The 12,501-nt window shown below is 42.1% G+C and carries 13 protein-coding genes and 2 pseudogenes; 11 read left to right on the forward strand and 4 right to left on the reverse strand.

Annotation, left to right across the window (positions count from 1 at the left end; translation table 11 throughout):
• Positions 1-163 precede the first annotated feature (163 nt).
• On the reverse strand, positions 164-736 hold the full coding sequence (locus tag LC586_RS37120) for a DUF981 family protein (protein ID WP_229490650.1): 573 nt from the start codon (positions 734-736) through the stop codon (positions 164-166).
• Between the two features lie 356 nt (positions 737-1,092).
• On the opposite strand from LC586_RS37120, the gene glpX reads away from it, so the two are divergent.
• The 4 genes from glpX (at position 1,093) to LC586_RS37140 (ending at position 4,987) form a co-directional block, all read left to right on the forward strand.
• Positions 1,093-2,130, forward strand: coding sequence for a class II fructose-bisphosphatase (gene glpX, locus LC586_RS37125; RefSeq protein WP_229490652.1), 1,038 nt, complete (start codon positions 1,093-1,095; stop codon positions 2,128-2,130).
• 240 nt (positions 2,131-2,370) lie between these two features.
• Complete coding sequence (locus tag LC586_RS37130; protein WP_229490653.1) at positions 2,371-3,657, forward strand: glutamyl-tRNA reductase; 1,287 nt, start codon at positions 2,371-2,373, stop codon at positions 3,655-3,657.
• Positions 3,658-3,765: 108 nt separating this feature from the next.
• Positions 3,766-4,350, forward strand: a complete 585-nt coding sequence (locus tag LC586_RS37135) for a DUF2087 domain-containing protein (RefSeq protein ID WP_229490655.1) — start codon at positions 3,766-3,768, stop codon at positions 4,348-4,350.
• Positions 4,351-4,396: 46 nt separating this feature from the next.
• Complete coding sequence (locus LC586_RS37140; protein WP_229490657.1) at positions 4,397-4,987, forward strand: Uma2 family endonuclease; 591 nt, start codon at positions 4,397-4,399, stop codon at positions 4,985-4,987.
• Between the two features lie 104 nt (positions 4,988-5,091).
• Here the strand turns inward: LC586_RS37140 and LC586_RS43140 are convergent.
• The 3 genes and pseudogenes from LC586_RS43140 to LC586_RS37150 all read right to left on the reverse strand — a co-directional run.
• Positions 5,092-5,187 (reverse strand): annotated as a pseudogene (locus tag LC586_RS43140) (ABC transporter ATP-binding protein); the annotation flags it as partial.
• Positions 5,188-5,344: 157 nt separating this feature from the next.
• Positions 5,345-6,127 (reverse strand): ABC transporter ATP-binding protein, encoded by a 783-nt coding sequence (locus LC586_RS37145; protein WP_229490659.1) that lies wholly within the window; start codon positions 6,125-6,127, stop codon positions 5,345-5,347.
• Positions 6,117-7,250 (reverse strand): branched-chain amino acid ABC transporter permease, encoded by a 1,134-nt coding sequence (locus LC586_RS37150; RefSeq protein WP_229490661.1) that lies wholly within the window; start codon positions 7,248-7,250, stop codon positions 6,117-6,119. Before LC586_RS37150 ends, LC586_RS37145 begins: the two co-directional genes overlap by 11 nt.
• Positions 7,251-7,691: 441 nt before the next feature.
• Here LC586_RS37150 and LC586_RS37155 point away from each other — a divergent pair, with 441 nt between their 5' ends.
• The 7 genes and pseudogenes from LC586_RS37155 to LC586_RS37185 form a co-directional block, all read left to right on the forward strand.
• Complete coding sequence (locus LC586_RS37155) at positions 7,692-8,069, forward strand: hypothetical protein (RefSeq protein WP_229490663.1); 378 nt, start codon at positions 7,692-7,694, stop codon at positions 8,067-8,069.
• A 79-nt stretch (positions 8,070-8,148) separates the two neighbouring features.
• Positions 8,149-8,346, forward strand: a complete 198-nt coding sequence (locus LC586_RS37160; protein WP_229473409.1) for a hypothetical protein — start codon at positions 8,149-8,151, stop codon at positions 8,344-8,346.
• A gap of 62 nt (positions 8,347-8,408) precedes the next feature.
• Positions 8,409-8,666, forward strand: a complete 258-nt coding sequence (locus LC586_RS37165; protein ID WP_229490665.1) for a cytotoxic translational repressor of toxin-antitoxin stability system — start codon at positions 8,409-8,411, stop codon at positions 8,664-8,666.
• Between the two features lie 112 nt (positions 8,667-8,778).
• Positions 8,779-10,365 (forward strand): glucose-6-phosphate isomerase, encoded by a 1,587-nt coding sequence (locus LC586_RS37170; protein ID WP_229490667.1) that lies wholly within the window; start codon positions 8,779-8,781, stop codon positions 10,363-10,365.
• Between the two features lie 315 nt (positions 10,366-10,680).
• Positions 10,681-10,992: a hypothetical protein gene (locus LC586_RS37175; RefSeq protein ID WP_229490669.1), complete on the forward strand. Its 312-nt coding sequence runs from the start codon at positions 10,681-10,683 to the stop codon at positions 10,990-10,992.
• Between the two features lie 44 nt (positions 10,993-11,036).
• Positions 11,037-12,091 (forward strand): IS630 family transposase gene (locus LC586_RS37180; protein WP_229490671.1). Its coding sequence is split into 2 segments (ribosomal slippage): positions 11,037-11,429 and positions 11,432-12,091, totalling 1,053 coding nucleotides; the frame shifts between segments, so codons are not numbered across the junction.
• A gap of 77 nt (positions 12,092-12,168) precedes the next feature.
• Positions 12,169-12,373 (forward strand): annotated as a pseudogene (locus tag LC586_RS37185) (aspartyl protease); the annotation flags it as partial.
• Positions 12,374-12,501 lie beyond the last annotated feature (128 nt).

Consider the following 12,501-nt stretch of genomic DNA (forward strand, 5'->3'; position numbering starts at 1 on the left):
TCGTTTATTGAATTCGGGTGGTCGTTTATTGAATTCAAGCAGTGGTTAGGGTGGGGTAAAACCCAGATTCAAAGAACAACGTAGAGACTTGTGTGTACACCGTAGGCTTGCGGGGAGGGGTTAGGGGGGGGTGTATTAGGGACTTTTGCAATAGGTCTATTGCTTACCGCATTGGGGCTGGAACCCACTTTTGAAAACCCTCTAAATGACTCCAGTAAGCCAAATATCCAGTCAATGCCCAAATTAGAGCGGCTACTATCAGCACTGCTACACCAATTAGCCGCCAAGTTCGATTGGTTTTCCAATAGAGGGTTGGCGCTGCAAAAATACCACCTAAGCCAGTTAAAATAAAGCCGATTCCCGATAAAAGCGGTTGCTTTGTCATATTCAAGTTGATGATGCGGATACCCACTACGATCGCAACTGCACCAGCGAAGAAGCCGTAAATTGCTATTGTCAATAAATCCCAACCTTGAGCAAGAGAAATCGCAGCTGCAACAAACAAGATTCCAAATAAGACACTTGTCTCACCGAAGGCAATGTTAAAGCTACCGATAACTGGCCAGGTGAAGCTCATGTGTAATCCAGTTGTGAGTGCGAGCGCACCTGTAATTCCAAAACCGGAAATCCACTGTCTTTGATTAGAACTATCTATACCACGATACACATAGTCAGCCAGTAGAAATAGCCCAGCTACCATATTGATCAACATGAGTGTGATGTAGTCGATAAACACGATTAACCTCTGAATTTGACTAGCTTTTTACTCTGGTCCTCGTTTTTCAGTTTTTAGTGAATTCACCAGCTTTTTTTCTTTATTATTTTATACCTAAAGATAAATACTGAATAAAAGTAATGTTCTAGATATACACTGCTACCCATTTGTGCCAGTTCTTAACTTAGTTCCTTTTGAACACGCTTTATACTGGAGTAGTTAGGAGTAAAAAATGAGGATGTGTTAACTGGCACTTTTTCAACGAGTTAGCAGTAAAACTTAACTTTCTTCCAGGTGTATCCGCCCTTTGGTAGACTTGAAAACTGAAATAGGCAGATGAAACGACGCAAATTCAAGCAGCTGAGAGGGCAAACTCTGTGGAAAATACACTTGGGCTAGAGATTATTGAAGTAGTAGAGCAAGCCGCGATCGCATCCGCAAAGTGGATGGGTAAAGGCGAAAAAAACATCGCTGACCAGGTAGCTGTGGAAGCTATGCGGGAGCGGATGAATAAAATCTATATGCGGGGTCGCATTGTGATTGGAGAAGGCGAACGTGACGACGCGCCTATGTTATACATCGGGGAAGAAGTTGGTATCTGTACCCAACCAAATGCCGAAGCTCTCTGTAACCCTGATGAATTAATTGAAATTGACATCGCCGTTGACCCCTGTGAAGGTACGAACTTAGTAGCTTATGGACAACCTGGTTCGATGGCTGTCTTGGCAATTTCTGAAAAGGGTGGATTATTCGCTGCTCCTGACTTTTACATGAAGAAGTTAGCAGCACCTCCCGCAGCTAAGGGCAAGGTAGACATCAACAAGTCAGCAACAGAAAACCTCAAGATTCTCGCTGAGTGTCTAGAGCGTTCTATTGAAGAACTCGTGATCGTGGTCATGAAGCGCGAACGCCACAACGATTTAATTAAAGAAATCCGTGAGGCTGGAGCGAGAGTCGCCCTGATTTCTGATGGTGATGTGGGTGCAGCTATAAGCTGTGGTTTTGCTGGAACTAATATTCACGCGCTGATGGGTATCGGTGCGGCTCCTGAAGGTGTAATCTCAGCAGCAGCAATGCGTGCTTTGGGTGGACACTTCCAAGGTCAACTGATTTACGATCCAGCAATAGTAAAAACAGGTCTGATTGGAGAAAGCAGAGAAGCCAATATTGATCGTTTAACCTCTATGAATATCAATGACCCCGATAAGGTTTATGATGCTCATGAACTGGCATCTGGTAAAACTGTTCTGTTCGCTGCTAGCGGCATTACCAGTGGTAATCTCATGCAAGGTGTACGCTTCTTCAACGGCGGAGCCAGAACTCAAAGCTTGGTAATTTCTAACCAGTCGAAAACGGCTCGATTTGTTGATACAATTCACATGTTTGGTGAACCCAAGACTCTCCAACTGAACTAATTTTTAGGGAATGGGGAATGGTAAAAGTAGGGGCGAAGCATTTGGAAATAAATCTTTCTCTAAAACGGAAAAATAATCATCAAAATGCTTTACCCTTACAGTAGTTAGTAGTTAGTAGTTAGTGATTAATAGTTGTTTATTGCTGGGGATAACTACCAACCAATAAACAAAAATTCCCCATTCCCTATTCTCACTCAATGCCCTATTTTCAACTACCAACTAGTAACTACGATTTAGCAAATGAATATAGCAGTGGTGGGGTTAAGCCATAAAACAGCCCCTGTAGAAGTCCGGGAAAAACTGAGCATTCCAGAACCACAAATTGAAAGTGCGATCGCTCAACTGGCCAGCTATCCCCATATTGACGAAGTTGCAATTCTTAGCACTTGTAACCGCCTGGAAATTTACATTGTTACCAGTGAAGCAGACCAAGGTATCCGGGAAGTAACGCAGTTTCTTGCGGAATACAGTAAATTACCCGTGCTTTCTCTGCGACAACATTTATTTATGCTGCTACATGATGATGCAGTAATGCACGTTATGCGGGTAGCAGGTGGTTTAGATAGTCTGGTACTCGGAGAAGGTCAAATTCTGGCTCAGGTGAAAACTACTCACAAACTGGGACAGCAATATAACGGTATAAAAACCATTTTGAATCGATTATTTAAACAAGCGCTGACAGCTGGTAAGCGGGTTCGCACTGAAACTAGTATTGGTACTGGTGCTGTCTCTATTAGTTCGGCAGCTGTAGAGTTAGCGCAGATAAAAGTGGCAAATTTAGCAGCTTGTCGAGTGGTAATTCTAGGCGCTGGTAAAATGTCGCGCCTGCTGGTGCAACACCTACTTTCTAAAGGTGCTGTGCAAATTAGTATTGTAAATCGCTCTCGTGAACGTGCCCAAGAATTAGCGAAGCAGTTCCCTCAGCAACCTATCGAAATTCATCCGCTATCGGAAATGATGAGCCTAATTGCCAATAGCGATTTAGTCTTTACAAGCACTTCCGCAACAGAGCCAATACTTGACCGGGCAAAATTGGAAATGGTGTTAGAAGTTCAGCGCTCTTTAATGTTATTTGATATTTCTGTGCCGCGTAATGTTCATGCGGATGTAAATGAATTGGAAAATGTGCAGGCGTTTAATGTGGATGATTTGAAGGCAGTAGTGGCGCAAAACTACGAAAGCCGTCGAAAGATTGCACAGGAAGCAGAAAGACTTTTAGAGGAAGAAGTGGAAGCCTTTGATATTTGGTGGCGCTCTCTTGAAACTGTGACTACTATTAGCTGTCTGCGAAACAAAGTCGAAACTATCCGCGAACAAGAGCTAGAAAAAGCTTTGTCGAGATTGGGTTCGGAATTCGCGGAAAAACATCAAGAGGTGATTGAAGCATTAACGCGGGGAATTGTCAATAAAATTTTACATGACCCGATGGTGCAATTGCGATCGCAGCAAGATGTTGAAGCCAGAAAGCGCTGTATGCAAACTCTGCAAATGTTATTTAACCTCGATGCAGAGGAACAGTTTAGTTAAATTAAACAACAAGAACCCTGACTTTTGGTGAGAAGTTGGGGTTCTGAGCCAATCGGTTTTCAATTAGATATACTTCTAATTAGATAGGTGTCTAATTAGAAGATAGTTATGCAACCAGAGCAATTTAACATCTTACTCCGCTTTTTCAAAGCATTAGCGGATGATAGCCGATTGAAGATTGTAGGTATCCTGGCGAATCAGGAGTGCAGCGTTGAAGAATTGGCGGTGCTACTGCAACTCAAGGAACCGACGGTATCCCATCATTTAGCGAAACTTAAAGAGCTAAATTTGGTGACAATGCGTCCTGAAGGTAATAGCCGTCTATATCAATTGGATAGCGAGGCTTTGCAAAGCATCAGTAAGGAAATTTTCACACTGGAGAAGATAGCATCTTTGATAGAGGATGTGGATACTGAAGCTTGGGAAAGCAAAGTGTTGAAAAACTATTTCGAGGGCGATGTCTCCGACAAGGACTCGGTACAATGCCTTAAGGAAATCCCCGCTAGTCGCAAAAAGCGCTTAGTAATTCTCAAGTGGTTAGCAAAACAGTTTGATATAGGAGTCAACTACCCTGAACGCCTGGTAAATGAAATTCTTAAACGCTACCATCTTGACTGCGCCACCCTGCGACGGGAGTTGATTGCTTGCCAGTTAATGAAGCGAGAGAATGGGGTTTATTGGCGTATAACATAGATGTAAAAGATGAATAAGCAACCGCACAATCATAGGTCGTATATTTATGCAGTTAGAAACACAAAAATTATATTACACACCTGAAGAGTATTTAAAAATTGAAGAAAAGGCAGAATATAAAAGCGAATACCGTGATGGAGAAATTGTACCGATGACGGGTGGCACTACAAATCATAATAAAATCGCTTTGAATTTAGCTGCATCCCTAAAAATTGCTTTAAGGCGTAAAAATTATGATGTTTATATTGGTGATGTGCGTTTGTGGATACCCCGTTATCGTCAGCATACATATCCCGATGTAATGGTGATTGAGGGACAACCTATTTATACAGGAACCAGCACAACAACGGTTATGAACCCGATGTTAATTGCTGAAGTTTTATCTAAATCGACTAAAAATTATGACCAAGGCGATAAGTTTCTTTATTATCGCTCTATTCCAGAATTCAAGGAATATATTTTAATTGACCAATATCAGTATCATGTGATGCAGTATGTAAAAACTGCGGAAAGTCAATGGTTATTTACTGAACTTGAACATGAATCTGCAATTTTATCACTGCAAACGGTTGATTTTCAAATTGAATTACGCGACCTTTACGAGCAAGTCAATTTTATAGAAAATAACGAAGATTAAAAAATAAAATTTCAAACTTTACTCTTATTTTCTTAAATAAGCTTCCATAAATTTTGGATTAGTTTGAATTTATGCCACTCTAGAACTTTGGGATTAGTTTGAATTTATGCGGGTGTACCGTCAGCCAAATTCTGTCCTTCGGCAAGTGCCCAAACGCGATCGCACAAGGACATAATCACATCCATATTGTGTTCGATTAAATCATTTATGAAAATTATATATCTCTTTTTTCTTTTTTCCCTTTGCGCCCAAAGCCAATACTTTGCGGTTCGTTTTCAAATTTTATATTTTTCACGAATCAAATAGGACTGCTATATGTATTACCCAATATATAGTTAATCGTAACTTCAAACCACATTATTTCCCTAGATACGCCTCTAAAACTTTGGGATTAGTTTGAATTTCCTCTGGTGTACCGTCAGCTAAATTTTGTCCTTCAGCAAGTACCCAAACACGATCGCACAAGGACATAATCACATCCATATTGTGTTCAATAATCAAAAAAGTCATCCCATCTTGACGGTTCCAAGTGAGAATGCGATCGCAAATATCATCAATCAGTTTCGGATTTACCCCAGCAGCTGGTTCATCCAACAAAATTAACTTGGGATTAGTCATCAACGCCCGTCCCATTTCCAGCAGTTTGCGTTGTCCACCAGACAAGCCACCAGCATAATCGTGTGCTTTTTTTGCCAAGCCCACCGATTCTAATAGAAACATTGCTCGTTCTTCGAGTTGCTTTTCTTCCTTAGCGACAACGTGCGGTTGCAACTGCACCTGCCAAAAATTCTCACCCGTTTGTTTTTGCGCCGCCAGTAGCATATTTTCTAACACCGACAACCGCGAGAGAGTCCGTGCAACCTGAAAAGTGCGGATTACTCCCTGCTGTGCAATTTGATATGGTTGCAAGTTGTGAATCGGTTCGCCGTCAAAAATTACTCGTCCCCTATCTGGGCGAATGAAGTTTGAAAGTAAGTTAAATAAAGTAGTTTTACCAGCACCATTGGGCCCAATCAAGCCCGTGATGCTACCTTTGGCAACTTCGATTTCCGCCTCATTAACTGCTTTGATACCACCAAAGCTTTTAGAAAGTCCAGTGGCTACCAAAAGGGGAAGTGGTGATGAATAGTTATTTACCAAGGGTCAGTTCCTCCTTTTTCCCTAAGATACCTTGAGGACGCCAAATCATCAGTACCATCAAAATTAGTCCGATTACCATGATCCGAAATGCACCCAAACGGGCTTCATCAAGGGGGACGATTCTGGGTAAGACTTCCCGTGTCAGCGCATCGTAAGCAAAGAAAATTACCGCACCTAGGATTGTGCCAACATTATTCCCAGAACCGCCTAAAATCACCATAATCCAAGTGTCAAAGGTGATTTGCGGTTGAAAGTTATCAGGGTAAATGGCGCTAAGTTGCCAAGCGAAGAAAGCAGCAGCGATACCTGCGATCGCACCCCCTAACATGAGAGATTGTAATTTATACCAAAAGACATTTTTTCCCAGCGCCTTGGGAATTTCTTCATCTTCACGGATGGCTTTGAGAATTCTACCCCAAGGCGATCGCACCAAAATTTCTAAGCGCCAGTATACAAATGCTAAAACCAACAGCAACACCAGCATTAAACCCGCTTTTGGGTTGTAATTATACAGTCCGATTACCCCAGAAATATAAATCGCTGCTGCCAAAACTGCTAAAACAATTCCCACAGCCAAACGTGATATAAATTCTTGTTTGCTAGTTGTCCTTTTGCCTAAATCAGTAGTCCGAGATATTTGGGTGGTGCGAATCCATCGCCACAACGTAAAGAAAGTTATAGCAGCTAACAGTGTCAAAAGCCCAATCATCACAAATCTGACAAACAAATTCGGCTCTGTAGATAGGGGTATAGGATAACTTTGCACACCAAACGCCCCAGAAATCCAGGTGTCACCCACAGGTAATTCCTGATTATTTACCACCAAACGAATTAATTCACCCGTACCAATGGTGACAATTCCTAGATAATCTTCCCGTAAGCGTAGAGTTACAAAACCAATTATCAAACCCAACAAGGCGGCGACAATTGCTCCAGCTACTGCTGATATCAGTAGAGGTACACCCTTTAAGCTTAACAATACCGTTGTATATGCTCCAAGGGTCATGAAAGCAATATGACCAAAGTTAATTAACCCCGTAAAGCCCCACTGTAAATTGAGTCCTAGTGCGAATAGGGCAAAAAGTGCTGTAGAAATTGCTAAGAAAATGAGATAGTCAACCATGTTTAGGAGTGGGGAGTTAGGAGTTAGAGTAGAGACGCGATTAATCGCGTCTGTACAGGAGTTAAGAGTTAGAGTAGAGACGCGATTAATCGCGTCTGTACAGGAGTTAGGAGTTAGGAGTTAGGAATTTCTAACAAATAAATTATCCAATCTTGTAGGGTGGGCATCTTGCACCTGCTCAATCTCCCGCCAAGAAATAAATTTCACAGGCTTTTAGCCTAAGTCCACTTAAGTGGACTGTCATGGATACCAGCTATTAATCGAGTTTAGTCCTCTTGAGAGGACTTAAGCTATTAGCCATAGTTTCTAACCTATGGCGGTTTTTGCGACTGGTGCAATATCTCACACTTAGGAGTTATATAAAATCCGTTTGTATCGGAATTATTGCTCTTTCCTCTCCCTTAGCGCCCTCAGCGTCTCTGCGGTTTTTTAATCATTCAGATGCTACAGGATTTGATATTAAAAGTCGAGAATCAGGAGACAAGAGTTAGAGTTCAGAGGCTCAACCTTCGAGTTCAGAGGCTCAACATTCGAGTTCAGAGGCTCAACATTCGAGTTCAGAGGCTCAACATTCGAGTTCAGAGGCTCAACATTCGAGTTCAGAGGCTCAACATTCGAGTTCAGAGGCTCAACCTTCGAGTTCAGAGGCTCAACCTTCGAGTTCAGAGGCTCAACATTCGAGTTCAGAGGCTCAACATTCGAGTTCAGAGGCTCAACCTTCGAGTTCAGAGGCTCAACCTTCGAGTTCAGAGGTTCAACATTCGAGTTCAGAGGCTCAACCTTCGAGTTCCCAGACGCTTCTCTGCCCCTTGCGAATAAATTTTAGCGTAGCTTGAGCGGAGCTAATTTTTGGGAATACTATTTATTGTTGGTGTTTCCACTAAGGAATAATTAACGTATGAATTTGCTGCGACTGAGAATGCATCACTTAATCGAGCAGTTAGCCGATGACGATTTGCAAAACATTTGGGACGTTCTCGAAGCTTTACATTGTGACTTTTATATGCTCAAAGCGATACAACAAGTCAAGCGATCGCAGCAACCGTGGGATATCTTAACCCATGAAGAAGCGGTAAGATTGTTGATGTTTTTCTGATTCAGCAGCGCTTTCTTTTCTAGTGCCAGTGGCCCCTCAAGTTTTGGTTAAGGTAACGCCTAGTGAGTCTGGAAATGCGCTATGCAAGGTCTTTTTTGCTAGACCTGAAGAATTTAGAACCTGCCGCCTACGAGCGGGTGTATGATTTTGTGTTTATTGAGTTAGCCCAAAAGTGGCAGTTGAGCGATTTAAAAGAGCTACGACAGCTTGATCGTGAAGGCATTTTTCACCGCTTTACCCTCGATAATTACCTGATTGGTATAGAAATTAGAGGTGAAATTGTGAAATTTCTGCGTGTCATCCCTATGCCAGATGTTTAAAGTGAGGAGTCAACAGGACACTTAAAACTGTAAACTGTATAACGCTAGGCAGGGATCGCTATAACCTTCCATTAAACTGGTTTTTGAAAAACACTTTATTTGAGATTTCCCTATGGATGCTAGGGCACTTTGGCAACGATACCAAAACTGGTTATATTTCCACGAGGGATTGGGACTGTACTTAGACATAAGTCGAATACGGTTCGATGATGCCTTCGTGGATTCCTTGCGTCCGAAGTTTGACAAGGCGTTTGCGGATATGGCTCAACTGGAGAAGGGTGCGATCGCAAATCCTGATGAGAATCGCATGGTTGGACACTACTGGCTGCGAAATCCTGATTTAGCGCCAACTCCAGAACTTACACAAGAAATTGTCCAAACCCTAGAACAAATCGAAGCTTTTGCGGAAAAAGTCCAAACAGGTGCTATTCATCCTCCCAGAGCAAGCCGCTTCACGGATATTATCTCCATTGGCATTGGTGGTTCCGCCCTCGGCCCCCAATTCGTCGCGGAAGCTCTTGCTCCTGATTTCCCGCCCCTGAAACTTCACTTTATCGATAACAACGATCCAGCAGGTATTGATCGCGTTATCAATCATCTACGAAATAGCCTCGCCAGCACTTTGGTATTGGTAATCTCCAAATCTGGGGGAACACCGGAACCTCGTAACGGCATGATTGAAGTTAAAAAAGCTTACGCCGGACACAATTTGGAATTTGCTCAATATGCGGTAGCAATTACCAGCGTTGATAGCAACCTCGATAAACTGGCCAAAGACGAAGGTTGGCTGGCCAGATTTCCCATGTATGACTGGGTGGGAGGACGCACCTCAGAAATGTCTGCTGTGGGGCTAGTACCAGCCGCATTGCAGGGCATTGATGTTCGTGCCATGCTAGATGGCGCAAAAGAAATGGATGACGCTACCCGCGTCTCAGATGTGAAAAATAACCCAGCAGCCTTACTTGCTTTGTCTTGGTACTTTGCTGGTAACGGAAAGGGCGAAAAAGATATGGTTGTCCTACCTTACAAGGACAGCTTATTTTTATTCAGTCGCTATTTGCAACAGCTAGTGATGGAATCCTTGGGTAAGGAAAAAGACTTAGACGGCAACGTTGTCCATCAAGGAATTGCCGTTTATGGCAACAAAGGCTCAACAGATCAACACGCTTACGTCCAGCAGTTGCGTGAGGGTGTAGCGAATTTCTTTGCTACCTTCATCGAAGTGTTGGAAGATCGTCAAGGCCCATCCACTGAAATAGATCCGGGAGTTACATCAGGCGATTATCTTTCCGGTTTTCTCCAAGGAACCCGACAAGCGCTTTATGAAAATCACCGCGATTCGATTACAGTCACGATTCCCCAAGTTAACCCCCGAACTGTAGGGGCATTAATTGCTTTGTATGAGCGTGCTGTTGGTTTATACGCTAGCTTAGTCAACGTCAACGCCTACCATCAACCAGGCGTAGAAGCTGGCAAAAAAGCAGCCGCCTCGATTCTCGATTTGCAAACACGAGTGTTAGCAGTGCTGCAAAAAGAAAAAGCTCCCATTTCTCTTGACGAACTCGCAAAGAAAGCAGGCGCATCAGAGCAAGTTGAGGCAATTTACAAGATTTTGCGTCATATCCATGCCAATCAGCGAGGTGTGGTTTTGCAAGGTGATCTTCAGAAACCCGACAGTTTAACCGTTTCTGCTAGCTGATAGCTCTAGTCTAAATATCACATTTTGTCCCTAATTGTTGTATCAGCAACAATTTTTTATTGTGAAGCATCCTAGATAGAAGTTTTATCTTCAGTCTAGGATGCTTCACTGTATAATTCGTAATTCGTAATTCGTAATTCGTAATTAAAAAGACTCTTAAAACACAATACAGTTAAGTTAAGCATTTTTTGTAAGAAAAGAGATATATTTTGCTATCTTTAGTTAACAGGTAAATCGCCAATAAAGTAAAAGCGATCGCCTTTATCTTCCTGTAAAATAAAGTTAAGGCAGCATTAACAAATAGGGCTAATTACTATGACTGAATCAACTGGAAAACAACCTGCACGTAGAGGTAGAATTTTTCCAGAACGTATTTTACCACCAGAAGAACTTGCTAGACGCAAAGCTGAAGATGAATTATTTTATCGGCGTTGTCGGGCAATTTTTGAGCGTGTGCGTCCCGATTTGATTAAGGAACACTATGGCTGGTATATTGCAGTGGAGCCAGATAGTGGTGATTATTTGATTGATGCGGATAAAATGCAAGCTCATAAAAAATCCCTTGAAAAATACCCAAATAGTAGACATTGTGTAAGTAAGTCGGTGCGAAAAAACCAAACTATGTGAAGATAAGTAAATACGGAGAATGCATCTACCGAGGTGACTAAGATATGGGCGCTCGTTTAAGGGTGTTTTTGACTGCCGATCAAGATGAAACTCTATTAAAGCTAAGAACTGCGGATGCACCACAGAAAGTCAAAGACCGAGCAGAGATAATCAGGTTAAATGCACACGGCTGGTACGTTGAAAAAATAGCGACCCATTTTAACTGGACTTCACAAACAGTGAGAGAAGTTTTGCATAAATGGGAAAAGCTTGGTATACAAGGGCTTTGGGAAAAGCCGGGTCGAGGGGGAAAACCGAAATGCAAGGAGTCAGACATAGTTTATTTGGAAGAATGCCTTAAAAAGGAACCACGCACATACAACAGTCTTCAATTGGCTCAAAAATTAGAGAGCGATCGCTCTATTAAACTGAGTCCCGACAGATTAAGACGGGTACTCAAAAAAAGGGGATTATTTGGAAACGAACTAGAAAAAGCCATAAAGCAAAGCAAGACCCGATAATACGCTCTAAAAAGCAAGCAGACTTAGATATGCTAGAATTAGCTGCGGCTGCCGGAGAAATAGACCTAAAGTATTTAGACGAATCAGGGTTTTGTGCATGGAGTGAGCCTGGTTACACTTATTATCAACGAGGTGAGCAAAAACACCTGGAACAAACTCAGCGTCGTGGTCGCAGATTAAGTATTATTGGATTTTTTCAACCTTTAATCAGTTTTATTTACGGTTTGGTTATTGGAGGTGTTAGTCGTAAATCTTACATCGAGATGATGGAGTTTGAAGCTCTTGATGCCCAAAAGATAGGGCGCATGAGAGTCATAGTGCAGGACAACGGTCCGATACATCGATGTCTTCAAGTGCAGCAGTTATGGTCAAAGTGGGAACAAATGGGTTTGTACATCTTCTTTTTGCCGAAATATTGCTCCGAAATGAACCCGATTGAATTGGAATGGCAACACCTTAAAAAGGATGAACTTGCAGGAAAAATGTTTGATGACGAGCTAGAACTTGCCTATGCCGTAATTGATGGTGTTCAAGCTAGAGGAGAAAGAGGCAATTACAGTACACAACGTGTCAAATTTAACTCCAATAGCTCTGGTTAACCTTTCGTTACATACTTATAAATTTTCCCGCCGACTTACTTATTCTGTGTAAATGAAACAGGAACAACTGGCACAATATGATTCAGGGTAACTTTGGGGATAATGGGCAAACTATTCTTTGAAATTGATTTGATTACATCTGATGGATTAGATTTGCCTGTAGATGCCATGTTGGATACTGGTTTTACAGGCTTTCTGGCTATTAACAAACAAGATTTAGAGTGTCTTGATTGGGCTTATATCGGTGAGGAATCTCTACGAACTGCTGAAGGAGAATCAAGATCAATACGCTTGGGTTAAGGCTGAAAGTCGTGTAAATTAAGCATTGTCCCAAGAATGAAAATGAGCGTGTGGTGCATCTCAAAGATTTCTTATTGGTGTCTCCAGATATACAAAGTAGTGACGTACTG

The sequence above is a fragment of the Nostoc favosum CHAB5714 genome (genome assembly GCF_020829495.1).
GTDB lineage: Bacteria > Cyanobacteriota > Cyanobacteriia > Cyanobacteriales > Nostocaceae > Nostoc > Nostoc favosum.

What these genes read in the sequence shown, in the direction of transcription:
- LC586_RS37130 (WP_229490653.1), top strand. Translation starts at nt 2,371, where the DNA reads ATGAATATAGCAGTGGTGGGGTTAAGCCATAAAACAGCCCCTGTAGAA.
- LC586_RS37135 (WP_229490655.1), top strand. Translation starts at nt 3,766, where the DNA reads ATGCAACCAGAGCAATTTAACATCTTACTCCGCTTTTTCAAAGCATTA.
- LC586_RS37140 (WP_229490657.1), top strand. Translation starts at nt 4,397, where the DNA reads ATGCAGTTAGAAACACAAAAATTATATTACACACCTGAAGAGTATTTA.
- LC586_RS37150 (WP_229490661.1), bottom strand. Translation starts at nt 7,250, where the DNA reads ATGGTTGACTATCTCATTTTCTTAGCAATTTCTACAGCACTTTTTGCC.
- LC586_RS37155 (WP_229490663.1), top strand. Translation starts at nt 7,692, where the DNA reads ATGCTACAGGATTTGATATTAAAAGTCGAGAATCAGGAGACAAGAGTT.
- LC586_RS37160 (WP_229473409.1), top strand. Translation starts at nt 8,149, where the DNA reads ATGAATTTGCTGCGACTGAGAATGCATCACTTAATCGAGCAGTTAGCC.
- LC586_RS37170 (WP_229490667.1), top strand. Translation starts at nt 8,779, where the DNA reads ATGGATGCTAGGGCACTTTGGCAACGATACCAAAACTGGTTATATTTC.
- LC586_RS37175 (WP_229490669.1), top strand. Translation starts at nt 10,681, where the DNA reads ATGACTGAATCAACTGGAAAACAACCTGCACGTAGAGGTAGAATTTTT.